Consider the following 20,920-nt stretch of genomic DNA (forward strand, 5'->3'; position numbering starts at 1 on the left):
GGCCCCGGGATCTCAGACCGCCTTGACCGTGCCGCCCTTGACGCGGACTTCCGAAATCATGGTGCGGACGATCTTCACCCGGACGTTCGGGGCGATCTCGACCTCGATCTCGGAAGCCTCGTCGGCCACCTTGGTGACGCGGCCGACCAGCCCGCCGGTGGTGACGATGGTGTCGTCCCGGCGCACGTTCTTCACGAGAGCCTGATGCTCCTTCACGCGGCGCTGCTGCGGGCGGAGGATCAGGAAGTACATGATGACGAAGATGAGGACGAACGGCACCACCTGCAAGGCGATGTCCGCTCCGCCAGCGGCCGACGTGGCCCCTTGCGCGAAGGCGGGGGTAATCAAGCGGGTGACTCCTTAGGCTGAGCCGGTCCTGGGGAGTCGCGCGAAGGCGGGTGAGGGCGCGTCAGGACAGGTCTAAAAGCGCGCGGACTATAGCCATGCACTTGGTGAAAGCAACGGCGCGTCCGCCGGATGCGCGGATCGGATCGTCCGCACCCGATGCCGCACCCGTGATTTTCGGCCGCATTGTTCGTATGGACGCGCTCGACAGCATATCCAAGGAGCTTCGAGACGCCATGACCGCGACCCAACCTGCCGACCGGGCGATGCTCGACGCGATCCTGCCCGTCCTCGAGCGGATCGCCGCCGCCCTGGAGCGTTCCGCCCCGGTGGCGAAGCTTGCCCCGGACCTAAACTCGGCCGATGCCTTCCTCTGGGGATCGGACCGTCGCCTAATCCCAGTGCCGAAGGTCAACCGGGTAGAGATCGATCTCCTCACCGGCATCGACCGGGCCCGCGACATTCTCGTGGAGAATACCACGCGCTTCGCCCGTGGATTGCCCGCCAACAACGCCCTGCTCTGGGGCGCCCGCGGCATGGGCAAGTCGTCCCTGGTGAAGGCGGCCCATGCCCGGATCAACACGGTGCGGGCGGAAGGCGAGCTACCGATGAAGCTCGTGGAGATTCATCGCGAGGATATCGAGGCCCTGCCCGACCTGATGGCGACCCTGCGCGGCGACGCACACCGCTGGATCGTATTCTGCGACGACCTGTCCTTCGACGGCGACGACACCTCGTACAAGTCTCTCAAGACGGCCCTCGACGGCGGCATCGAGGGCCGACCCGACAACGTTCTGTTCTACGCCACCTCCAACCGCCGCCACCTGCTCGCCCGCGAGATGGTGGAGAACGAGCGCTCCACCGCGATCAATCCCGGTGAGGCGGTGGAGGAGAAAGTCTCGCTCTCCGACCGGTTCGGCCTCTGGCTCGGCTTCCACAAATGCAGCCAGGACGAGTACCTCGCCATGATCCGCGCTTATGTGGAGCGCCACGGGCTGACGGCCGACCCGGATACGGTGCGGGCGGAGGCCCTGGAATGGGCCACCACCCGCGGCTCGCGCTCCGGCCGCACGGCCTTCCAGTTCATCCAGGACTTGGCAGGGCGTCTGGGGCAGCGGCTGGATTGAGGTTTTTTCCGTTCCCGATCTAGTTGTCCGGGACGCCTTTACCGGACGCCTGGAGCGCCAGCGGAAGGTGATCCGGGACCCCGCGTGACAAGCGCCGCGACACGGCTCGACAGGGTGGCGCTACGGTTCGGACGCTGCGCGGCTCTTCGCGCTGGACCCCGGATCGGGTTCCACTTCGCTTTAGCCGTCCAGGGAAGGGGTCGCGGCGGCCGAGGCTACCGGCCCTGAAACGAAAACGGCGGCTCCTGGGAGCCGCCGTCGGTCGTGTCGAGGGTCGAAACGCTCAGTTGCTGGCCAGATGCGGCATCGGGTCGACCGGGGTTGCGCCCTTGCGGATCTCGAAATGGAGCTGGGGCGAGGTCACATTGCCCGAAGCACCGGACTTGGCGATGGTCTGGCCGCGCTTGACCTTCTCACCGGGGCGGACGTCGAGTTCGCCGTTATGGGCGTAGGCCGAGACGTAGCCGTTGGTGTGGCGAACCAGCACCAGCTTGCCGTAGCCCTTCACGTCCGAGCCGGCATAGGCGACCGTGCCGTCCTCGGCGGCCTTCACCGCCGTACCCTCGGGCACCGCGATGTTGATGCCCTCGTTGCCGCTGGTGCCGTAGCCCGAGATCACCCGGCCCTTGGCGGGCCAGCGGAACGACTGGTCGGGTTCGGCGGCGGGAGGCGCGACGGAGCCGGTGCTGGCGGGCTCGGCCTTCTCGGGCACGGGCGTCAGCGAGGCGACCTTGACCGGCGCGGCCTTGGCCTTGGCGGCTGCCAATTCGGCGGCCTTGGATTCGGCAACCTTCTTGGCCGCATCCTTGGCGGCTTCGGCCTTGGCGAGCTTGGCCTCGGCTTCCGCGGCCTTGCGGGCGGCTTCGGCCTTCGCTTTGGCGGGATCGACCTTCGGAGCCTCGGCCTTGGCGACCTCGACGGGCTTCTTCGCCTCGGCAGCCTTCTTCACGTCAGCAAGTTTCTTGGCCTCCGCGAGTTTCTTGGCTTCGGCCGCATGCTTGGCATCGGCCGCGAGCTTGGCCTCTGCGAGCTTCTTCGATTCCACGGCCCGCTTGGCCTCCGAGGCCTTGTTCGCCTCGGCGATCTTCCGGGCCTCGGCGGCCGTCTTGGCCGCAGCCAGCGTCCGGGCTTCGGATTCCTTGCGGGCGGCTTCCTGACGGACGCTGTCCTGACGGGCGGCCTCGGCACGGGCAGCCTCCGCGCGGGCGTTCGCTTCCGCCGCCTTGGCGCCGGCATTGAGCGGGAGACGGGCCGGGGGCGCCGCAGGAACGGTGCGTGGCGTTGCAACCATGCCGCGGCCGGCATCCGGATTCATGCCCGCAGGATTCATCCCCGAGGGATTCATGCCGGAGACCATCCCGGAGGATGGCGCAGTGGAGGCGACGCGGCCAGTGGCCATGGGAGGCGTTGCGGCCAGCGGACGTGGCGACATCGGCGCACCGAGGGCCTGCGACTGGATCCTGGGGGTCCGCACCGCCGGAGCCGGAGCCATGTCGCCGTCCTCGGGCAGGCTGCCCGTGGCGCTCGGCTCACTTGAAACATTGGAGGCGAAGGGGTTCCCGAAGGGGTCGCCCAACCGCGACGCATCGGTTGAGCATCCGGCGGCACTGCCGCCGATCACACCGATGAGCGCGAAACGCGACAGCGTCCTCAACCCTAGACCAGTCCCGCGAACCCGCATCGACGCACCTGTTTGCCTGACGCAACTTGATGACGTCATTCAAACGGGATTCAGGTTAAACAACCGTTCCCGTTCACCACGTTTTCGGGGCGGAAGGAACTTTCCTCGCAGGTGCGCTCGGGCTCCATCCAAGTCGATCGCGATCTTGCCATGGAGAAAGATCGTGAGGGATCAAGGATTTGAAGTGCCTGGGGCACGGCCGGTGCCTGTCTTCTAGCGAACGAAAGCTCGGCCGGGCGTGAGGGGCGCCAGCCTTAATTGAACGCCAAGATTTTTAACGACGGTCCCCTCCCCGCCCCGATCGGCGAGGACGAGGCGCGCCACGCCCGCCTGCGCGAGAGCGCCCACCAGCCTGCCGCCGGGCGCCAGGAGTGAGTCGAGATGGGCGGGCATGGCCGGCAGGGTACCGTTGATCAGGATGCGGTCGAACGCCCCCTCCCCCGCGACACCCGGATCGAGGCCGTCGCCGACCTCCACACGGGCGATCACCCGGTCCTCCGGGTCGAGGGCTGAGACGGCATCCTCCGCCAGGGTGGCGTAGCGCTCGATGCTCAGGATGGAGGCGCCGCCGAGGCGGATCAGCAGGGCTGTGACGTAGCCCGAGCCGGTGCCGATCTCGAGGATGCGGGCGCCGGGCTTCACCTTCAGGGCGGTGAGCATGGTGGCCACGACGGTGGGCGCCGACATGGTCTGGCCGCAGGCGAGCGGCAGGGCGATGTCCCGCCGGGCAAGATCCCGGTGCTCGCGGGGCGCGAAACGGGCGCGGGGCACCCGTTCCATGGCCCGCAGCGTATCGGTGTCACGCACGCCGAGGCCGCGCAGGGCCATGACGAAGGCGGCATCCTCGACCGAGCCTTCCATCGTCATGGGCGTCGTCTCACCGCTGTGTGCGGACGTTCCGATTGCCGGAACGTCCGCGATCGGGCGCATGCGTGCCGACGCGCGGTCGCGCTTGCACCGCTCGAAGGCCGGAGCGTCTCACTCGGCGAAGGCTTGCGCGAAGCGCGTCAGGGTCGGCTCGTCGGTGAGATCGAGGCGGAGCGGGGTCACCGAGATGCGCTTCTCGGCGATGGCCTTCAGGTCGGTGCCGTGGCCGGGCTCGAACCGCGCCTTGGCGAAGGCCAGCCAGAAATACGGGTTGCCGCGCCCGTCATGGCGCGCGTCGATGGCCAGCAGCGCCTGGTTGCGCATGCCCTGCGCGGCCACGGCGGTGCCCGCGACATCCTCGGGCTCGCAATCGGGGAAGTTGACGTTGACGACGATGCCGGGCTCGATCCCGATCTCCAGGATCTTCTTGACGACGCCAGGCCCGTGATGGGCGGCACAGGCCCACTTGATCGCCCCGCGTCCGCCCGCACCGTAGGCCTGGCTCAGGGCGATGGAGCGCACGTTGAGGATGGTGCCCTCCATCGCCGCCGCGATGGTGCCCGAATAGGTCACGTCCTCGGCGACGTTCTGGCCGCGATTGACGCCGGACAGGACGAGGTCAGGCCCGTGGTCCTTGAGGATGTGGCGCACCCCCATGATCACGCAGTCGGAGGGCGTGCCCTTCACGGCGAAGCGCTTCTCGGAGATCTGGCGCAGGCGCAGGGGATCGTTGAGCGACAGCGAGTGCGAGACGCCGGACTGATCGCTCTCGGGCGCCACGACCCAGACGTCGTCGGACAGGGTCCGGGCGATGCCCTCCAGGGTCTCGAGGCCCGGTGCGTGGATGCCGTCGTCGTTGGTGACCAGGATGCGCATCAGCTCTTGAGCCCTTCGATCTTCTCGATGCCGCCCATGTAGGGCTTGAGAACCGACGGGATGGTGACGCTGCCGTCCGGGTTCTGGTAGTTTTCCATCACGGCGATGAGGGCGCGGCCGACCGCGACGCCCGATCCGTTGAGGGTATGCACGAATTGTGCGCCCTTGCCTTCCCTGGGGCGATAGCGCGCGTTCATCCGCCGCGCCTGGAAGTCGCCGCAGACCGAGCAGGACGAGATCTCGCGAAACGTCTCCTGCCCCGGCATCCAGACCTCGATGTCGTAGGTCTTTTGGGATGCAAAGCCCATGTCGCCGGTGCAGAGCGTCATCACCCGGTAGGTCAGATCGAGCTTCTTCAGGATCGCCTCGGCCGAGCCGAGCATCCGTTCGTGCTCGGAGGCGGACTGATCCGGCGTTGTGATCGAGACGAGCTCGACCTTGTTGAACTGGTGCTGGCGCAGCATGCCGCGGGTGTCCCGCCCGGCCGAGCCGGCCTCGGCGCGGAAGCACGGGGTCAGCGCGGTGAAGCGTAACGGCAGTTCGTTCTCGGAGAGGATCGATTCACGCACGAGGTTGGTGAGGGGGACTTCCGCCGTGGGGATGAGCCAATGCTCCTCTCCGGCCCGGAATTGATCGTCGCGGAACTTCGGCAGCTGCGCGGTGCCGAACATCGCCTCGTCGCGCACCAGGATCGGCGGTGCCACTTCGGTATAGCCGTGCTCGCCGGTATGAAGATCGAGCATGAACTGGCCGAGCGCGCGTTCGAGCCGGGCGAGCTGGCCCTTGAGCACCACGAAGCGGGCGCCGGACATGCGCGAGGCCGCCTCGAAATCCATCAGGCCGAAGGCTTCGCCAAGCTCGAAATGCTGGCGGCCCGTGGCGAGCTTCGTCCGGCTGCCGGAAGAGGCGCGGTGCTCGACATTGCCGTGCTCGTCGGCGCCTTCGGGTACGTCCAGATTCGGGCGGTTCGGGATGGAAGCGAGGCGCTCGTCGAGGATCCTGCCGGCTTCCCCTTGAGCCGCCTCCAGGGCGGGCCCCTCCTCCTTCAGCCGCGCCACCTCGGCCATCAGCTCGGTGGCACGCGCCTCGTCCTTCGCCTTCTTCGCACCGCCGATTTCCTTGGCCAGCGCGTTGCGCCGCTCCTGATTGGCCTGCGCCGCCGAGGTGGCGGATTTCCGCGCGTCGTCGAGGGCGATCAGCTCGACCGAGAGCGCACCGAGGCCGCGACGGCGCAGGGCCTCGTCGAAGGCGTCCGGATTCTCGCGGATGGCGCGGATGTCGTGCATGGGCGGCTCGATTCGCTGTGAGTCGCCGACGCTTTGCAGCATCGAGGCGACCCCGACAAGGCCGGGCAGATGTGGCGTCCGCCCATTCCACGACCGCATCCTGAAGCACCGAAGCGCCACCGAAGGCCTCGAAGGAGGCCTTAAGACACCACAGCGCGAACTGGAGGCCTCCTTCGCGGCGTCTCAGGATGAAATAGAGGGTGGGGGGCGGGTCCTACGGCTCCAGACCTTCCGCAACCCGCTTGGCCTTGCGGCGACGCTCGACGCGGGCCACCGAGAAGATCGAGGCCTCGTAGAGGAGGAGCATCGGCAGGGCCAGCGACAGCTGCGAAATCACGTCGGGCGGGGTCAGGATCGCGGCCGCCACGAAGACGAGGACAATGGCGTAGCGGCGCTTCTCGCGCAGGAAGACGGTGTCGATTACCCCGATCTGGCCGAGAAGGGTGAGGATCACCGGCAATTGGAATGCCAGCCCGAAGGCGAAGATCAGCGTCATGATGAGCGAGAGATACTCGTCCACCTTCGGCAGCAGTGAGATCGTCGCCTCTCCCGGCTGCCCGACCTGCTGCAGGCTCACCGAGAACTGGATCAGCAGCGGCATCGCCAGGAAGAACACCACCAGTGCGCCGAGCACGAAGAAGATCGGCGTGGCGACGAGGTAGGGCAGGAAGGCCTGGCGCTCGTTGCGGTAGAGGCCCGGCGCCACGAAAGCATAGATCTGCGTCGCGATGACCGGGAAGGCGAGGAACCCTGCGCCGAACACGCTGAGCTTGATGTTGGTGAACACCTGTTCGAGGAAGTGCGTCGCGATGAGCTGCGCCTTCTCCGGGCCGACGATGGAGACGTAGGGGTGGAGCAGGATGTTGTAGATGTGCCGCGAGACGAAGAAGCACGCAAAGAACATCACGACGAACGCCGCCAGCGACTTGATCAGCCGCGAGCGCAACTCGATCAGGTGGTCGAGGAGCGGCGCGCGTGACGCCTCGACCTCGGATTCGTCGACCGGATCGATCATGAGGTGGCGCCGGGCTCGGTAGGCTTGGTGGAGGGTTCGGTCGGGGCCACGGCAGTCCGGGGCGGGAGATCGGGCAGCGCGTAGTCCGGCGGGGGCGGTGGCTCGACGTTCGCCGGCTCGGTCGATGCGGGAGCGTGGATCGAAGGCGCGGAGGGCGCGGGCGGGTCGTTCTCGGCGAGCTTGGCGGCCACGTTGGCCAGGGGCTGCGTGCTCGATTGCGAGCGCCCGTCCACGGCGCCACGGATCTCGTCGCGGATGGTTTGGACCGGATTGAAGCCCGGCCCCATCGTGCTGGCGGAGCGCTTGATACCGTCGACCTCGCGGCGGACTTCGTCGAACTCGGCCTCGCGGATGGCCTCGTTGAACTGGGCGTGGAACTCGCCGGCCATGCGGCGCATCTTGCCCGTCACCTGGCCAACGGTGCGCAGGGCCTTGGGCAGGTCCTTGGGCCCGATGACGATGAGGGCGACGCCGCCGATCAGCATCACCTCGCCCCAACTCATGTCGAACATGGTGTCGCTCGTCCCGCGGCCGATGGCCTGTGCCTCGTCACGACCGACGGCCTAGCATGGTTCACGCAAGGCCGATCTCCGTCCGGGCGATTTCGCTCACACGAACTCCGGGCGGTCCCGTCCAGGACCGCCGATGTCGCCTAAGGGGTCTCAGACGACCTTGCGGTCGGCCGAGACGTGGCTGGCGGTGGCCGGCTCGCCCTGGTGAGGCAGGGTGCGCACGGGCTCGCCGTTGCTCGGCGGCGGCACGGCGGGCGCCTGTCCGGCAGGCGTCTCGTCCTCGGCCATCCCCTTCTTGAAAGCCTTGATGCCCTTGGCGACGTCGCCCATCAGATCAGAGATCTTGCCGCGCCCGAACAACAGCATCACGATGCCCGCGACGATGATCCAGTGCCAGATACTCATGCTGCCCATGGCAAACTCCTGCGCCCATGCGGTCGCCTGCCCAGCGACGCCCTCTCACGACGGATTGTCGGGAAACTAGGGATGGGAGGAAGCGAACACAAGAACCACGGGGGCTCTCGCCGAGGCATTCGCGGCATCTGAGGCAATTGTGCAGCGCGTCATGGACGCGCGGGAAGCACCGAGTTCATGCCTGGGCGGAAAGGCCCGCTTCGAAACGCGAGCGCGCCTCGGCGACATCGAACTCCGAATGCGGTGCGAGCCGGGCCAGGGCGGCCTCGGCACGGCGCAGGGCTTCGCCGGAGAGGATCGGCGTGCCGTCCAAGACGGCGCGCATCTCCTTCTGATCGCCGTTGCAATGGAGCGCGACGTCGATTCCGGCGGCGAAGGCTTTCTCGGCCTTCTCGCGAAAGGTGCCGTCCAGCGCCTTCATCGAGAGGTCGTCGGTCATGAGCAGGCCGTCGAACCCGATCAGGCCGCGGATCACCTGTCCGATCACCACACTGGACTGCGTCGCGGGATGATGCGGGTCGAGGGCGGCGTAGACCACGTGCGCGCTCATCGCCATCGGCAGGTCCGCCAGGGCGCGGAAGGGGACGAAGTCGTGGGCGGCCAGGCTCACGCCCTCGGCCTCGACAACGGGCAGATCCTTGTGGCTGTCGCATGCGGCACGGCCATGCCCGGGAATGTGCTTGATCACGGGGAGGACGCCGCCCTCCATCAGCCCCTCGGCCACCGCGCGTCCCAGGGCGATGACGGCGTGCGGATCGGTGCCGTAGGCGCGGTCGCCGATGATGTCGTGGGCGCCGGCAACCGGTACGTCGAGGACTGGCGCGCAATCGACGTTGATCCCCACCGAGGCGAGGTCGTGCGCCATCAGCCGTGCGCCGAGACGCGCCATGGCGGTGCCCGACCCGTTGAGCCGGCCGAAGCGGGCGCCGGCCGGATAGGAAGGCCAGTGCGGCGGCCCCATGCGCTGTACCCGTCCGCCCTCCTGGTCGATCAGGATCGGCGTGTCGGCCCGGCCCGATGTGGCCCGCAGCGCATCGGTCAGCGCCCTTACCTCGTCCGGCGAGCCGATGTTGCGCTTGAACAGGATGAAGCCCCAGGGCTGCGCATCGCGGAAGAACGCGGCCTCCTCGTCCGAGAGGGTCCGGCCGGCACAGCCGAGGATCAGGGCGCGAGTGGTCATGGGGTATGCTGCTCGGCTTGAATGGACAGACGATCCGAGGGACGTCCGTCCCTGCTCGTCCCGGTCGCGGCGGTCCTCGCATGGGCGGGTCCCGCACGGAGCGCCACCGAGATGCGAGGCGTCGACGGTCGCCTTCGAGATCTTCGCTTCGGCTTCGTCGGTCTCGAGTTCTCAGGCCCGGATCGCGGGCGCTTGGCTCACGAGACCAGGTTCCCGGAACTCAGCTTCGACGCTCAGTTCCCGTGGCTCAGTTCTTGGCGACGAAGCACTGGCCGCCCGCGCCCTGCAATTCGGTGCAGAGGGTCGTCGCCTCCGCCTTGGCCAAGGGGCCGACGCGGACGCGGTAGATCGTCTTGCCGCTGACCTCGGCCTGACGGATCAGGGCCGGCTTGCCGGAGAGCTGGCTGAACTTGCCCTGCATCTGCTTGAACGCGGCCTGAGCCTCGGCCTCGCTGGTGCGCACCCCGAGCTGGACCGAGTACCCGCTGACCGGGGCGGTCGAAGCCGCCGAGGCGGGGGCGGGCGTCGGCAGGGCGGACGTCGCATCGGGGGCGACGGCGGTGACACGCTGCGGGGCCTTCACGCGGGGAGCGGGTGCGGCCTGCTCGGGGGCCGCAGCTTCGTCGGATGCTGCGGGAGTCGCCGTCGGCAGCTTTCCGACGCGCGGATGCATCGATCCACTGGTGGAGCCGCCGCTATCACCCGGAAGGGTCATGGTAGGGATCACGGATTGGGCGGCGGAAGCCTCGCGCTGGGGCGGCGGGGGAGGCGTGTCCGGCTTCACCGAAACGGTCCGCACCCGGCGGGGCTCGCCGAGGGTTTCGGTGAGGGGGGCGGTATTGCCGCCCTGCCCGGTTGACGGCGTGGCTCCGCCCTCCCCGGCGCGCTGGGCGGAACGGGCGGCCTGCGCGACGTCGACCGGCTGCTCTTCGCGGTTGACGATGCGGATCTGGCCATCCTTGGCGTTACGGTCGTAGATCTGCTTGTTCTGGTCGGGAATCTCGACGCCGTCCGCCTTCTGCGGGGCGATCTTCAGCGGCGCCTTGTCGGCTAGGATCGTCGGCACGGTGCCGTCGCCCTGGCTCGAATGCAGGCCGCGCCAAGTGAGCGCGCCGGTGACGCAGACCACCAGCACGCCGAGGCCGGCCCCCACGGAGACGAGGCGGCTGCGCTGGCGGGGCCGCTCGGCCGCACGGTTGAGGCGATCGTCCTGCTCCGGCGCATAGGCCTCCGATCCGCGGGGATCGTGGATCCCATCGGCATAGGCGCTGTGATCGACGGAGGCGAGATACTGGTCGAAGGCATCGGCCGGATGAGCCAAGAGCGTGGCCTCCGACTCGGGCGCCGTCTGGTACTGGGGATGCTGGGCGTAGGCCGCCGACGCCCCGGCATGGGCCGAAGGAGCGGCTGCCGGAGCCTCGTCGTGGAAGCTGGGCTCCCTCCGCCCGCCCTGGCCCTGCGGCTGGGGAGCGGTACGGGAATCGCGGGCCTCGAGGAGGGCGCGGAAGGGGTCGTCCTGGCCGACGATGCGGGCGAGTTCCGCCAACGGGTCGGGCTTTGCCGCAGGCTGAGCCTGCGGCTGGGGCAGTGTCGTGGGCTGCAAGTCACGCGCGAAGGCGTCGAAATCGACAGGCGCTCGCGAAGCGTTCGTCGTCATGGCAGCATTCCTCTTCACGCCGAGATCACCTCACCGCATTTCATCCGGCGCGGTGACACCCAAGACCGCGAGGCCGGAGGCGACGACGCCTCTCAAAGCCTCCACGAGGGCCAGTCTTGCCCGTGTCGAGTTTCGGTCGTTTAGATTAATAAACCGTAATTGCGGCAAGTCTTTGCCTTTGTTCCAGAAACCATGCAGGGAACTTGCGAGTTCGTAGAGGTAGAATGCCACACGATGTGGCTCGTGTGCCGCCGCCGCCGCTTCGATCACCCGCGGGTATTGGGCGATGAGCCGCATGATCTCGACTTCCGCGGAATCGGCGAGGAGCGTCAGATCCGCATCCGCGAGGCCGGCGACGGAAAAGTCCTCGCCGGGCATGGTTTCGCGCGCCTGCCGGAACACCGAGGCGCAGCGGGCATGGGCGTACTGCACGTAGAAGACCGGGTTGTCCTTGGATTGCTCCACCACCTTGGCGAGGTCGAAATCCAGGGTCGCGTCGTTCTTGCGGTAGAGCATCATGAAGCGGATCGCATCGCGGCCGACCTCGTCGACCACCTCGGCGAGGGTGATGAACTCGCCCGCGCGCTTGGACATCTTCACCGGCTCGCCGGCCCGAAGGAGGCGCACCAGCTGGCACAGCTTCACGTCGAGGGTGGCCTCGCCGTCGCTCACCGCTCTTACCGCCGCCTGCATGCGCTTGACGTAGCCGCCGTGATCCGCGCCGAGCACGTCGATGAGGTCGGTGGCGCCGCGACTGATCTTGTCGCGATGATAGGCGATGTCGGAGGCGAAGTAGGTGAACGAGCCGTCCGACTTCAGGAGCGGCCGGTCGACGTCGTCGCCGAACTCCACGGTACGGAACAGGGTCTGCTCACGGTCCTCCCAATCCTCGGGCAACTGGCCCTTCGGCGGCGGCAGCCGGCCCTCGTAGACGAGGCCCTTCTCGCGAAGCTCCGCCAGGAGGACGGGCACCGCCTCCTTCAGGGTAGCTTCCGAGAAGAACACGTCGTGATGGATGCCGAGTCGGGCGAGGTCGCCCCGGATCAGCTCCATCATCGCGGCGATGGCGTCCGCCCGCACCAGCGGCAGCCACTCGGATTCCGGCGCGTCGAGGAGCGCGCGGCCGTGCTTCTCGGCGAGAGCCTTGCCCACCGGCACGAGGTAGTCGCCGGGATAGAGGCCTTCGGGCACCGGGCCGACCTCTTCGCCCAGCGCCTCGCGGTAACGCAGGAACGCGGAGCGGGCGAGCACGTCCACCTGCGCACCGGCATCGTTGATGTAGTACTCGCGCGTCACGTCGCGGCCGGCCGCCACGAGCAGGTTGGCCAGCGCGTCGCCGAACACCGCCCCGCGACCATGGCCCACATGCATCGGCCCGGTGGGGTTGGCCGAGACGTATTCGATGTTGACCTTGCCGCCGGGCATGTGGGCTCGACCGAAGTCCGTGCCCTCGCCAAGCGCGGCACGCACGACCTCGTAATAGGTCTCGGGCGTCAGCCGCAGGTTGATGAAGCCCGGTCCGGCCACGCTCGCCTCGACGACGCGGGGATCCTGCCGGAGCTCCGCCGCCAGCGCTTCGCCCAGCGCCTTAGGATTGGTCCGGGCCTCCTTGGCGAGGACCAGGGCGGCATTGGTGGCGAGGTCGCCGTGAGTGGCATCGCGCGGCGGCTCGACCACCACGCGGGAGAGATCGAGCCCCTCGGGCAGCGTCCCGGACCGGATCAGGCTCTCGAGCGCCTCGCGCACGCGCGCCTCGAAGGTGGCGAAGATGTTCATGGGATATCTATTCCGCTCGCGCCAAGCCGCATCGTCACGACGGCCTGCGCCTCAAGGCGGCGGCATACCAATGCGGGGGGCACGTGTCACGGGAGACCGCCCATCGCCCTTTGCTGCTCCCATCAGACCGGCGCTTCAGAACCAGGCCCGCCAAGCCTCCCATTCGGCTACGGCGCCGGCCAGGGCCGCGTAGCCGCCGGCATTGGGGTGGGTTCCGTCCCCCGCCGCGGCTTCGCCGGTCCATGCATCGGATCCCGTAGCCACGCCGAAGATCGGCAGGAACGGAACGCCCAGTCGGGCGCAGAGGGGAGCGATGTCCTGCGACAGAGCCAGGATTCGTGCATCCGCCGAGGGATCGTCGCAGACGGGAAGCGGGCCGATCATCAGGGCTTTTCGGCAACCGGCGGCGTCCGCGAGAATCGCCCCGGTTGCGTCGAGGGAGCGGTCATGAGGAACGCGGGTTCGGCCATCCATGAGGGTGCAATCGTTTGCGCCGAACGCGAAAACGAGCCGGCCGTCCAGCTCCTCGGGCAGGCGGGCTTCCGCCTCGCCGCGCCAGCGGCCCTGAATGTCGAGGCTGGTGTCGCGGCGAATGCCCAGATTGTAATGCGTGACGTCCCAGCCCGCTCGACGGGCCTCGGCACAGAGACGGCCCGTCCATCCGAGACAGGTGTCGTCACCGACCCCGTTCACGAAACTGTCGCCGATGAAACAAATGCGCATGGATCGTCCCGAAATCCCGGCCCCTACCCCTCCGCCAGCGGCAGGCCCCGGCTCTCGGGGCTCCAGTGCAGGTCCGGCGTTGTCGGAAACAGGCGCTTGTGGGCGAGCACCGCATAGGTGTCGGTCATGCCGGCGATATAGTCGGCCACCCGGCGGGCAATGCGCCCCTCCCCCGCCGCATCGAGCCCGGCCCGCCATTCCTCCGGCATGGAAGCAGGGTTCGTGCTGAAGGCATCGAACAGGTCCGCGACGATGATGTCCGCCTTCGCTCGCACTGCCAGCACGCTCGGGTGGCGGTACATCCGCGCGTAGAGGAAGCGCTTGATCGTTGCATCCGCCTCCTCCAGGGCCGGCGAGAAGGCGACGACAGCCTCCTCGGCTCCACGGATATCGGCGACGGAACCCGGTGCCAGGACCTCGATCCGGCGGGTGCTCTCGGCGATCACGTCCTCCACGAAGCGGGTGATCACGCGCCGCGCCAGTTCGTGAATCTTTCGCGATTCCTCGAGATTCGGGTGCAGCGCGTCGATCTCGTCGAGGATGTCCCGGAGGAACGGGACGCCGTCGAGATCCGACAGTTCGAACAGGCCCGCCCGCAGACCGTCGTCGAGGTCGTGGCTGTCATAGGCGATGTCGTCGGCCAGAGCCGCCGCCTGCGCCTCCGGCCCGGCGAAACGGGCGAGATCGAGATCGTTCTGCGCGTTGTATTCGAGGATGGCGGCGGGAATGCCCCGTCCCGCCCAGCGCGGGGTCGGGTCGCCCTCCTTCGTGAGGAGAGGGCCATTGTGCTTGACGAGGCCCTCCAGGGTCTCCCAGGCGAGGTTCAACCCGTCGAACCCGGCATAGCGCCGCTCGAGCCGGGTCACGATCCGCAGGGCCTGGGCATTGTGGTCGAACCCGCCGTGAGCGGCCATCAGAGCATCGAGCGCATCCTCGCCGGTATGGCCGAAACAGGTGTGGCCGAGGTCGTGGGAGAGCGCCAGCGCCTCCGCGAGATCCTCGTCGAGGCCGAGCGCCCGGGCCAGCGCGCGGGCGATCTGGCTGACTTCGAGGGTATGGGTCAGACGGGTGCGGTAATGATCGCCCTCGTGGTGGACGAAGACCTGGGTCTTGTGCTTGAGGCGGCGGAAGGCGGCCGAATGGATGATCCGGTCACGGTCGCGCTGGAAGTCGCTGCGCGTGGGCGAGATCGCCTCCGGAATCAGCCGCCCGCGCGTGGCCGCCGGATCGGTGGCGTAGCGCGCCCGCCAGCGTTCGCCCCTGTGCCGCACGTCACCTCCTGAATGCGCCATCGCGCGCAACGACCATCCCGCGTTGCAGCGCGTCTCTACGGCGCATATCTTGTGTGGGCTAGCGCTTCTGGCAATCGACGAGAACCCAAGAGCATCACGATGGCCGACATCATCACCCTGACCCCCCGCGCGGCCAAGCGCATCAACGAGATCATGGGAGCCGAGCCTCCCGGCGCATCCCTGCGGATCAGCGTGAACGGCGGCGGATGCTCGGGCTTTTCCTACGCCTTCGACATCGAGCGGGCGCGTGCCGAGGACGACGTGGTGATCGAGCGGGACGGAGCCACCGTCCTCGTCGATCCGGTCTCCTTGGAATACATGAGCGGATCAACCATCGATTTCGCCAACGACCTGATCGGCCAAGCCTTCAAGATCGAGAATCCGCAGGTCACCTCCTCTTGCGGCTGCGGTACGTCGTTCTCGCTCTGAGCCTTCGTCATTCCGTCACGGCACGGCGTGCGGCAGCGCGATTGCCTCGCCGTGGAAAAAGCGGCACGGATGCGGTTCGGCGCGGCACCGTTGCACGAAGCGCCTTTTTTCGCAGCGCCCCGGATCCGCTCATGATCGTCCCACAAGGTCGTCCCTTTTTCATGCGGACGGCTGGCCTTCCGGTCTGCGCCCTCCTCATCTTCGGCGGCGGCGGCCCGATCGGCCTCTTGCTTGGCCCCTTGCCGGTCTCGGCCCAGGAAGCCGCGTCCGCCGTGCAGGACGTGACGCTCCAGAACGTGACGATGACCTTCGGCGGCACGGTCCTCACCGCGCCGCAAGTCATCGTCAGCGGGACGCGCCTGACGAAGGACGACCTCCTTGGTCTGCTGAGATCCGGCCCCGAGCCCCTGGCCGCGCGTCTCGCGAAGTTCGATGCCGCGAGCATCGTGATCCCGGAGCTTCGCTCCGACACCAGGATCGGGACCAAGACCCAGACCGCGACCTATCGCGACGTAACGGCCAAGGACGTGCGTGGCGGCCGCATAGCCCAGGCAAGTGCGGCCGGGTTGACGGCCGCGGAGGCCGGGGGCGAGGCGAAACACAGTGCCAGTTACGGTCGCATCGAGATGAAGGATGTCGATCTCGCCGCGATGGCGCGTCTTTACGGTGAAGCGGGCGACGCCAAGAGCCCGATGCTGCGGATCTATGGCGGCTTCTCGGCAGCCGACATTTCGATGGAGGCCGAGGGCACGGTGGTGAAGATCGCCCGTCTCGAGGGCGCCGACGTTAGCGGACGCCAGATCCCCGCGACATGGACCGGCGCGCTGGATGCGATGGCCCGCGTAGACCCCACCCAGCCCGCCTCCGCCGACAAGGCGCGGATCCTGGGAACCGTGGCCGACCTCATCGACGGGTTCTCCGTCGGCTCGTTCCAGGCCAGCGGCCTCACGATCAATCAGACCCGTGAGGGCGAGCCCGTGGCGATGACCATGGGACGCATGGCCTTCACCTCGGGAAACCTGACCTTCGAGGATCTCGGCTTCACGGTGGGCGAAGCCAGCGGCAAGCTCTCGCGCCTGTCCTTTGCGGGCTTCTCCTTCGCCCCGACCGTGGCGGCCATGCGCAAGCTCTCGACCCAGGCCGGGGAGCCCACCGAAGCGGATTTGCGGCAGATGACGCCGGTGCTCGGCACGCTGGCGTTCAAGGATCTGCGCCTCGACCTGCCGCCGGACGAGGTGCCCGCTTCGCCGAAGCCTCCCGCAAAGTCCCCTGGCGCCGCCTCGCCCGTGCTCCCTCCGGCAGCGACGGCGGCCACGCATATCGGCCTGCGCGACGGCGCCTTCGCCTTCGGCCCGCTGCGCGACGGCGTGCCCACCACCGGCCGGGCCAACCTCTCGGGCCTCACCCTCCCCGCCTCGGCGGTGGCCGGAATCCCGGGGCTCGGCTCCCTCGGCGCCTATGGCTACCGCGACCTCGACCTGAACGTCGTCGCCGACACGGCCTGGAACGAGGCCGCAAAGGAACTCTCCTTCAGCGAGGTGTCCGTGTCGGGCAAGGACATGGGCCGCGTGACAATCAACGGCACCCTCGGCGGCATCGGCCCGGCGGTGTTCGACCCCGATCCGAGCGTCTCGACCTTCGCCATGCTGGGCGCGACCGCAAAGACCTTCGACCTGCGGATCGAGAATACCGGCCTGTTCGAGCGCTTCATCGCCTCGCAGTCGAAGAGCCTGAGCCTCAAGCCCGAGGAACTGACCCAGGAATACGTCACCGCTACTACGTTCGGCGTGCCGGCCATCCTCGGCAATTCGGCCGGGGCCAAGGCCATCGGCGCGGCCCTGGGCCAGTTCGTGACAAAGCCGGGCACGTTCCTCCTCAGCGCCAAGACGAAGAATGCCGGAGGCATCGGCATGCTCGAATTCAGCACCGCCCCGACGCCGGGCGCCGTGCTCGACAGGCTGGATGTGAGCGCGAAGGCGAACTGACGACGGGCGAGGATCGCCTACGTCTCCCCTCCCCCGTTGCGGGGTGGAGAAGCGCCTGAACCTGGATCACTCCAGCGTGCGCACCACGATCCGCCCGCCCTCGGCCGACAGGGCGAGGCGGCCGGCCTTGAGGGCCAGCGCCTTCTCGCCGAACAGTGTCCGGCGCCAGCCGTGCAGGACGGCGATATCGGCCTCGTCGTCTTCGGCGATGGCTTCGAGGTCATCTATCGTGGCGACGATCTTGGGCGCCACGTCCTCGGCCTCGCAGACCGCTTTAAGCAGCACCTTCAGCAATTCCACCACGGCGCCGTTGCCGCCCCGGCCCCGGCTGCGCTCGGGCAGGACGATATCGGACAGGTCGCGCTGGAAGCCGCGCTCCACGGCGGCGAGGATATCAGCTCCGGTCCGCGAGCGCTCGAAGCCCGCCGGGATCGAGCGCAGGCGCCCCAGGGCCTCGACGCCGCGCGGAGCGGAGGTGGCGATGTCGATCACCGCCTCGTCCTTCAGGATGCGCCCGCGCGGGACGTTGCGTGTCTGCGCTTCGCGCTCGCGCCAGGCGGCGACCTCGGCCAGCACCGCGATCTCGCGCGGCTTGCGCATGCGGCCGGACAACCGGCGCCAGGCCTGGGCCGGGTCGGCCTTGTAGGTCTCCGGCGAGGTGAGGACGCTCATCTCCTCGTCGAGCCACTCGCCGCGATCGGTGGAGAGGAGCTGCCCCGCAAGTACCTCGTAGACCTTCACCAGGTGGGTCACGTCGGAGAGGGCGTAGCTCGACTGGGCGTCGGAGAGCGGGCGGCGCGACCAGTCGGTGAAGCGGGAGGATTTGTCGATCTTGGCCTTGGCCACGTCGTTGACGAGTTGCTCGTAGGAGACTGAGTCGCCGTAGCCGCAGACCATGGCGGCGACCTGCGTATCGAAGAAGGGCTGCGGTAGCAGCCCGCCGAGCAGCCAGATGATCTCGAGATCCTGGCGCGCCGAGTGGAACACCTTGACCACGCCCTCGTCGGCCATCAGCGCGAAGAACGGGCCGAGGTCTATGTCGGGGGACAGCGGGTCGACGAGCACCCCAGACCCGTCCGGCCCCGCCATCTGGATGAGGCAGAGTTTGGGGTAGTAGGTCGTCTCTCGCATGAACTCCGTGTCGACGGTGACGAACGGCTGTCCGGCGAAACGGCTGCAGGCCTCGGCGAGGGCCGGCGTGGTGGCGATGAGATCCATGAGAGCCGGCTATATCGGAGGTTGACGCGCGAGGCGAGATCGTATCTCGCGCCGCGCGCGGCTATCCCCGACATCCCTGCCTGGATCCTTTGCCCCGGATCCCTCCTCAGGCGGCGTGCTTGCGGGACCGGACCAGGCGGGCGAGGCTACGCACCAGTTCGGCACGCTCGCGCTTCTGCGCCTCGGCACGGGTCAAAAGCCAGTCGAGGATGCCGGCATTCATCCGCGGTCCGCCCTCCTCGGTCAGGCGCCGGATGCGATCCACCCGGAAGCCGCGATAACCGCCGCGTGCGCGGTCGATGCCGCCCAGGAGCGTCCGGCCGGGTCCAAGCCTCAACTCGCGCGCGTCGAGGGCACGCGTGCTCCAGAGACCACGGGAATCCTCGTAGACGATCTCGAACCGGCCTTCGAGCGGCAGGACTTGCCACGCGGCGTGCTTGTGCTTGCCCCGTTCCGCGGCCTTCCCGCGTGCGGAAGGAGCCGCAGCGGCCTCGTTCAAAATGTCGAAAAACGCGTTCGCAATCATGGACATGATATGGGGATTCTCCCTCGTTTTCGGAAGGTCCCTCCCCCTTCGCCCCCCCCGGCGGTACCCGTTCCGGGCTCATCCCGGCTCCCGCTCGGGGGCTTCGCTGCGCGATCTCGCGAGATCGCCTTCGCCTTGACTTGCCCGCCCTCGCGTGAATGGTGCGCCGCTCAATCTGAAGAGCCCGTCATGCACCGTTATCGTACCCATACCTGCGGGGCCCTCCGCCCGTCCGACGTCGGCGAGACCGTTCGCCTTTCCGGCTGGTGCCACCGCATCCGCGACCATGGCGGCGTGCTCTTCATCGACCTGCGCGACCATTACGGCCGCACCCAATGTGTGGTCGATTCCGATTCGAAGGCGTTCAAGACGGCGAACCTCGCCCGCTCCGAATGGGTGATCCGCATCGACGGGCGCGTGCGCACCCGCCCCGCCGGTACCGAGAATGCCGACCTGCCCACCGGCACGGTGGAGGTCTACATCGACGACATCGAGGTTCTCGGCCCCGCCGGCGAACTGCCGGTGCCGGTCTTCGGCGACCAGGACTACCCGGAGGAGACGCGGCTCAAGTACCGTTTCCTCGACCTGCGCCGCGACAAGCTCCACGCCAACATCATGAAGCGCGGCGCGATTATCGATTCGCTCCGCCGCCGCATGCGTGAGGGCGGCTTCTTCGAGTTCCAGACGCCGATCCTCACCGCCTCGAGCCCGGAAGGGGCGCGCGACTACCTGGTGCCCTCCCGCGTGCACCCCGGAAAATTCTACGCGCTGCCGCAGGCGCCCCAGCAGTTCAAACAGCTGACGATGATCGCGGGCTTCGACCGCTACTTCCAGATCGCCCCGTGTTTTCGCGACGAGGATGCCCGCGCCGACCGGTCGCCGGGCGAGTTCTACCAGCTCGATATCGAGATGAGCTTCGTCACCCAGGAGGACGTGTTCCAGTCGGTGGAGCCTGTCCTGCGCAGCGTCTTCGAGGAATTCGCGGACGGCAAGCGCGTCACGGGGGAATTCCCACGCATTCCCTATGCCGAGGCGATGCTGAAATACGGCGTCGACAAGCCGGACCTGCGCAACCCGCTGATCATCGCCGACGTGACGGGCGAATTCGCCCGCGACGAGGTCGAGTTCAAGGCGTTCAAGGGCGTGATCAAGTCCGGCGGCGTGGTCCGCGCGATCCCCGCCACGGGGGCCGCGACGCAACCGCGCTCCTTCTTCGACAAGCTCAACGACTTTGCCCGCGCCGAGGGCGCGCCGGGCCTCGGCTACATCATCTTCGAGGACGACAACGGCACGGTCACCGGCAAGGGCCCGATCGCCAAATTCATCCCTTCGGAGATCCAGGCCCTCATCCGCGAAAAGACCGGCACGAAGGCCGGCGACGCGGTGTTCTTCTCCGCCGGCACCGAGGCGAAGGCCGCAGCGTTGGCCGGCAAGGCCCGCATCCGCATCGGCGACGAATTGAACCTGTCCGACAAGGACCAGTTCGCATTCTGCTGGATCACCGACTTCCCGATGTACGAGTGGAACGAGGACGAGAAGCGGATCGATTTCTCCCACAACCCGTTCTCGATGCCGAACTTCGACCGCGAGGAGTTCCTCGCCCTCGATCCGACCGAGTCCGAGACGATCCTCGGCATCAAGGCGTTCCAGTACGACATCGTCTGCAACGGCACGGAGTTGTCCTCCGGCGCGATCCGGAACCATCGCCCCGACGTGATGGAGAAGGCCTTCGGCATCGCCGGCTACGGCGTCGAGGTGCTCGAGGAAAAGTTCGGCGGCATGCTCAACGCGCTGAAGCTCGGCGCCCCGCCGCACGGTGGCATCGCACCGGGAATCGACCGCATCGTCATGCTGCTCTGCGGCGAGCAGAACCTGCGCGAGGTGGTGCTGTTCCCGATGAACCAGCGCGCCGAGGACCTGATGATGGGCGCCCCTGCCGAGGCGACTCCGAAGCAGCTGCGCGAGCTGCACATCCGCCTCAACCTGCCCGAAAAGCAGGGCTGAGGAACGT

General features: G+C 68.0%; 19 protein-coding genes. 4 read left to right on the top strand and 15 right to left on the bottom strand.

From position 1 onward, the window contains the following. Positions 1–12: 12 nt before the first annotated feature. On the bottom strand, positions 13–348 hold the full coding sequence (gene yajC, locus K368_RS0118400) for a preprotein translocase subunit YajC (protein WP_027173611.1): 336 nt from the start codon (positions 346–348) through the stop codon (positions 13–15). Positions 349–581: 233 nt separating this feature from the next. Between yajC and K368_RS0118405 the strand changes: the two genes are divergently transcribed. Continuing rightward, the gene (locus K368_RS0118405) at positions 582–1,472 is read left to right on the top strand and encodes an ATP-binding protein (RefSeq protein ID WP_027173612.1); all 891 of its coding nucleotides are present in this window, start codon (positions 582–584) and stop codon (positions 1,470–1,472) included. A gap of 283 nt (positions 1,473–1,755) precedes the next feature. Here the strand turns inward: K368_RS0118405 and K368_RS0118410 are convergent, their stop codons facing one another. The 12 genes from K368_RS0118410 to K368_RS0118465 all read right to left on the bottom strand — a co-directional run bounded on the left by K368_RS0118410 (position 1,756) and on the right by K368_RS0118465 (position 14,751). After that, the gene (locus K368_RS0118410; protein WP_027173613.1) at positions 1,756–3,153 is read right to left on the bottom strand and encodes a M23 family metallopeptidase; all 1,398 of its coding nucleotides are present in this window, start codon (positions 3,151–3,153) and stop codon (positions 1,756–1,758) included. Between the two features lie 213 nt (positions 3,154–3,366). Continuing rightward, positions 3,367–4,020 carry a protein-L-isoaspartate O-methyltransferase gene (locus K368_RS0118415; RefSeq protein WP_027173614.1) on the bottom strand — a complete coding sequence of 218 codons (654 nt, stop codon included), beginning with the start codon at positions 4,018–4,020 and terminating at the stop codon, positions 3,367–3,369. 111 nt (positions 4,021–4,131) lie between these two features. After that, on the bottom strand, positions 4,132–4,896 hold the full coding sequence (gene surE, locus K368_RS0118420) for a 5'/3'-nucleotidase SurE (protein WP_027173615.1): 765 nt from the start codon (positions 4,894–4,896) through the stop codon (positions 4,132–4,134). Beyond that, positions 4,896–6,182 carry a serine--tRNA ligase gene (gene serS, locus K368_RS0118425; protein ID WP_027173616.1) on the bottom strand — a complete coding sequence of 429 codons (1,287 nt, stop codon included), beginning with the start codon at positions 6,180–6,182 and terminating at the stop codon, positions 4,896–4,898. Before serS ends, surE begins: the two co-directional genes overlap by 1 nt. A gap of 214 nt (positions 6,183–6,396) precedes the next feature. Further along, positions 6,397–7,197, bottom strand: a complete 801-nt coding sequence (gene tatC / locus K368_RS0118430; RefSeq protein ID WP_018043522.1) for a twin-arginine translocase subunit TatC — start codon at positions 7,195–7,197, stop codon at positions 6,397–6,399. Beyond that, the gene (gene tatB, locus K368_RS0118435; RefSeq protein ID WP_027173617.1) at positions 7,194–7,709 is read right to left on the bottom strand and encodes a Sec-independent protein translocase protein TatB; all 516 of its coding nucleotides are present in this window, start codon (positions 7,707–7,709) and stop codon (positions 7,194–7,196) included. The genes tatC and tatB overlap by 4 nt, the downstream gene beginning before the upstream one ends. Before the next feature lie 150 nt (positions 7,710–7,859). Beyond that, the gene (locus K368_RS0118440) at positions 7,860–8,123 is read right to left on the bottom strand and encodes a twin-arginine translocase TatA/TatE family subunit (RefSeq protein ID WP_018043520.1); all 264 of its coding nucleotides are present in this window, start codon (positions 8,121–8,123) and stop codon (positions 7,860–7,862) included. 175 nt (positions 8,124–8,298) lie between these two features. Continuing rightward, positions 8,299–9,303 carry a beta-N-acetylhexosaminidase gene (nagZ, locus tag K368_RS0118445; RefSeq protein ID WP_027173618.1) on the bottom strand — a complete coding sequence of 335 codons (1,005 nt, stop codon included), beginning with the start codon at positions 9,301–9,303 and terminating at the stop codon, positions 8,299–8,301. A gap of 247 nt (positions 9,304–9,550) precedes the next feature. Continuing rightward, entirely contained in the window at positions 9,551–10,960 is a 1,410-nt protein-coding gene (locus K368_RS0118450; RefSeq protein ID WP_027173619.1) for an SPOR domain-containing protein, read from the bottom strand. A 30-nt stretch (positions 10,961–10,990) separates the two neighbouring features. Then, entirely contained in the window at positions 10,991–12,736 is a 1,746-nt protein-coding gene (gene argS, locus K368_RS0118455; RefSeq protein ID WP_027173620.1) for an arginine--tRNA ligase, read from the bottom strand. A gap of 135 nt (positions 12,737–12,871) precedes the next feature. Further along, a complete protein-coding gene (locus K368_RS0118460; protein WP_027173621.1) occupies positions 12,872–13,459 on the bottom strand; it encodes a GDSL-type esterase/lipase family protein in 588 nt (195 codons plus the stop codon). Positions 13,460–13,482: 23 nt separating this feature from the next. Then, a complete protein-coding gene (locus K368_RS0118465) occupies positions 13,483–14,751 on the bottom strand; it encodes a deoxyguanosinetriphosphate triphosphohydrolase (protein ID WP_036266493.1) in 1,269 nt (422 codons plus the stop codon). A gap of 99 nt (positions 14,752–14,850) precedes the next feature. Here K368_RS0118465 and K368_RS0118470 point away from each other — a divergent pair, with 99 nt between their 5' ends. Both K368_RS0118470 and K368_RS0118475 read left to right on the top strand, forming a co-directional pair. After that, positions 14,851–15,180 (top strand): iron-sulfur cluster assembly accessory protein, encoded by a 330-nt coding sequence (locus K368_RS0118470; protein ID WP_027173623.1) that lies wholly within the window; start codon positions 14,851–14,853, stop codon positions 15,178–15,180. A 161-nt stretch (positions 15,181–15,341) separates the two neighbouring features. Beyond that, positions 15,342–17,165 (top strand): hypothetical protein, encoded by a 1,824-nt coding sequence (locus tag K368_RS0118475; protein ID WP_081739615.1) that lies wholly within the window; start codon positions 15,342–15,344, stop codon positions 17,163–17,165. Positions 17,166–17,231: 66 nt separating this feature from the next. Here the strand turns inward: K368_RS0118475 and rnd are convergent, their stop codons facing one another. Together rnd and K368_RS25060 are read right to left on the bottom strand one after the other, a co-directional pair. Continuing rightward, positions 17,232–18,383: a ribonuclease D gene (rnd, locus tag K368_RS0118480; RefSeq protein ID WP_027173625.1), complete on the bottom strand. Its 1,152-nt coding sequence runs from the start codon at positions 18,381–18,383 to the stop codon at positions 17,232–17,234. 106 nt (positions 18,384–18,489) lie between these two features. Next, the gene (locus K368_RS25060) at positions 18,490–18,909 is read right to left on the bottom strand and encodes a hypothetical protein (RefSeq protein WP_027173626.1); all 420 of its coding nucleotides are present in this window, start codon (positions 18,907–18,909) and stop codon (positions 18,490–18,492) included. Positions 18,910–19,098: 189 nt separating this feature from the next. Here K368_RS25060 and aspS point away from each other — a divergent pair, with 189 nt between their 5' ends. Next, positions 19,099–20,913 (top strand): aspartate--tRNA ligase, encoded by a 1,815-nt coding sequence (gene aspS, locus K368_RS0118490; RefSeq protein ID WP_027173627.1) that lies wholly within the window; start codon positions 19,099–19,101, stop codon positions 20,911–20,913. The last annotated feature ends 7 nt before the right edge of the window (positions 20,914–20,920 follow it).

Source organism: Methylobacterium sp. 10 (genome assembly GCF_000519085.1).
GTDB lineage: Bacteria > Pseudomonadota > Alphaproteobacteria > Rhizobiales > Beijerinckiaceae > Methylobacterium.

Excerpts from the sequence above, each read along its gene's own strand:
- K368_RS0118405 (WP_027173612.1), top strand. The coding sequence starts at position 582 with ATGACCGCGACCCAACCTGCCGACCGGGCGATGCTCGACGCGATCCTG.
- K368_RS0118410 (WP_027173613.1), bottom strand. The coding sequence starts at position 3,153 with ATGCGGGTTCGCGGGACTGGTCTAGGGTTGAGGACGCTGTCGCGTTTC.
- K368_RS0118415 (WP_027173614.1), bottom strand. The coding sequence starts at position 4,020 with ATGACGATGGAAGGCTCGGTCGAGGATGCCGCCTTCGTCATGGCCCTG.
- surE (WP_027173615.1), bottom strand. The coding sequence starts at position 4,896 with ATGCGCATCCTGGTCACCAACGACGACGGCATCCACGCACCGGGCCTC.
- serS (WP_027173616.1), bottom strand. The coding sequence starts at position 6,182 with ATGCACGACATCCGCGCCATCCGCGAGAATCCGGACGCCTTCGACGAG.
- tatC (WP_018043522.1), bottom strand. The coding sequence starts at position 7,197 with ATGATCGATCCGGTCGACGAATCCGAGGTCGAGGCGTCACGCGCGCCG.
- tatB (WP_027173617.1), bottom strand. The coding sequence starts at position 7,709 with ATGTTCGACATGAGTTGGGGCGAGGTGATGCTGATCGGCGGCGTCGCC.
- K368_RS0118440 (WP_018043520.1), bottom strand. The coding sequence starts at position 8,123 with ATGGGCAGCATGAGTATCTGGCACTGGATCATCGTCGCGGGCATCGTG.
- nagZ (WP_027173618.1), bottom strand. The coding sequence starts at position 9,303 with ATGACCACTCGCGCCCTGATCCTCGGCTGTGCCGGCCGGACCCTCTCG.
- K368_RS0118450 (WP_027173619.1), bottom strand. The coding sequence starts at position 10,960 with ATGACGACGAACGCTTCGCGAGCGCCTGTCGATTTCGACGCCTTCGCG.
- argS (WP_027173620.1), bottom strand. The coding sequence starts at position 12,736 with ATGAACATCTTCGCCACCTTCGAGGCGCGCGTGCGCGAGGCGCTCGAG.
- K368_RS0118460 (WP_027173621.1), bottom strand. The coding sequence starts at position 13,459 with ATGCGCATTTGTTTCATCGGCGACAGTTTCGTGAACGGGGTCGGTGAC.
- K368_RS0118465 (WP_036266493.1), bottom strand. The coding sequence starts at position 14,751 with ATGGCGCATTCAGGAGGTGACGTGCGGCACAGGGGCGAACGCTGGCGG.
- K368_RS0118470 (WP_027173623.1), top strand. The coding sequence starts at position 14,851 with ATGGCCGACATCATCACCCTGACCCCCCGCGCGGCCAAGCGCATCAAC.
- K368_RS0118475 (WP_081739615.1), top strand. The coding sequence starts at position 15,342 with ATGCGGACGGCTGGCCTTCCGGTCTGCGCCCTCCTCATCTTCGGCGGC.
- rnd (WP_027173625.1), bottom strand. The coding sequence starts at position 18,383 with ATGGATCTCATCGCCACCACGCCGGCCCTCGCCGAGGCCTGCAGCCGT.
- K368_RS25060 (WP_027173626.1), bottom strand. The coding sequence starts at position 18,909 with ATGATTGCGAACGCGTTTTTCGACATTTTGAACGAGGCCGCTGCGGCT.
- aspS (WP_027173627.1), top strand. The coding sequence starts at position 19,099 with ATGCACCGTTATCGTACCCATACCTGCGGGGCCCTCCGCCCGTCCGAC.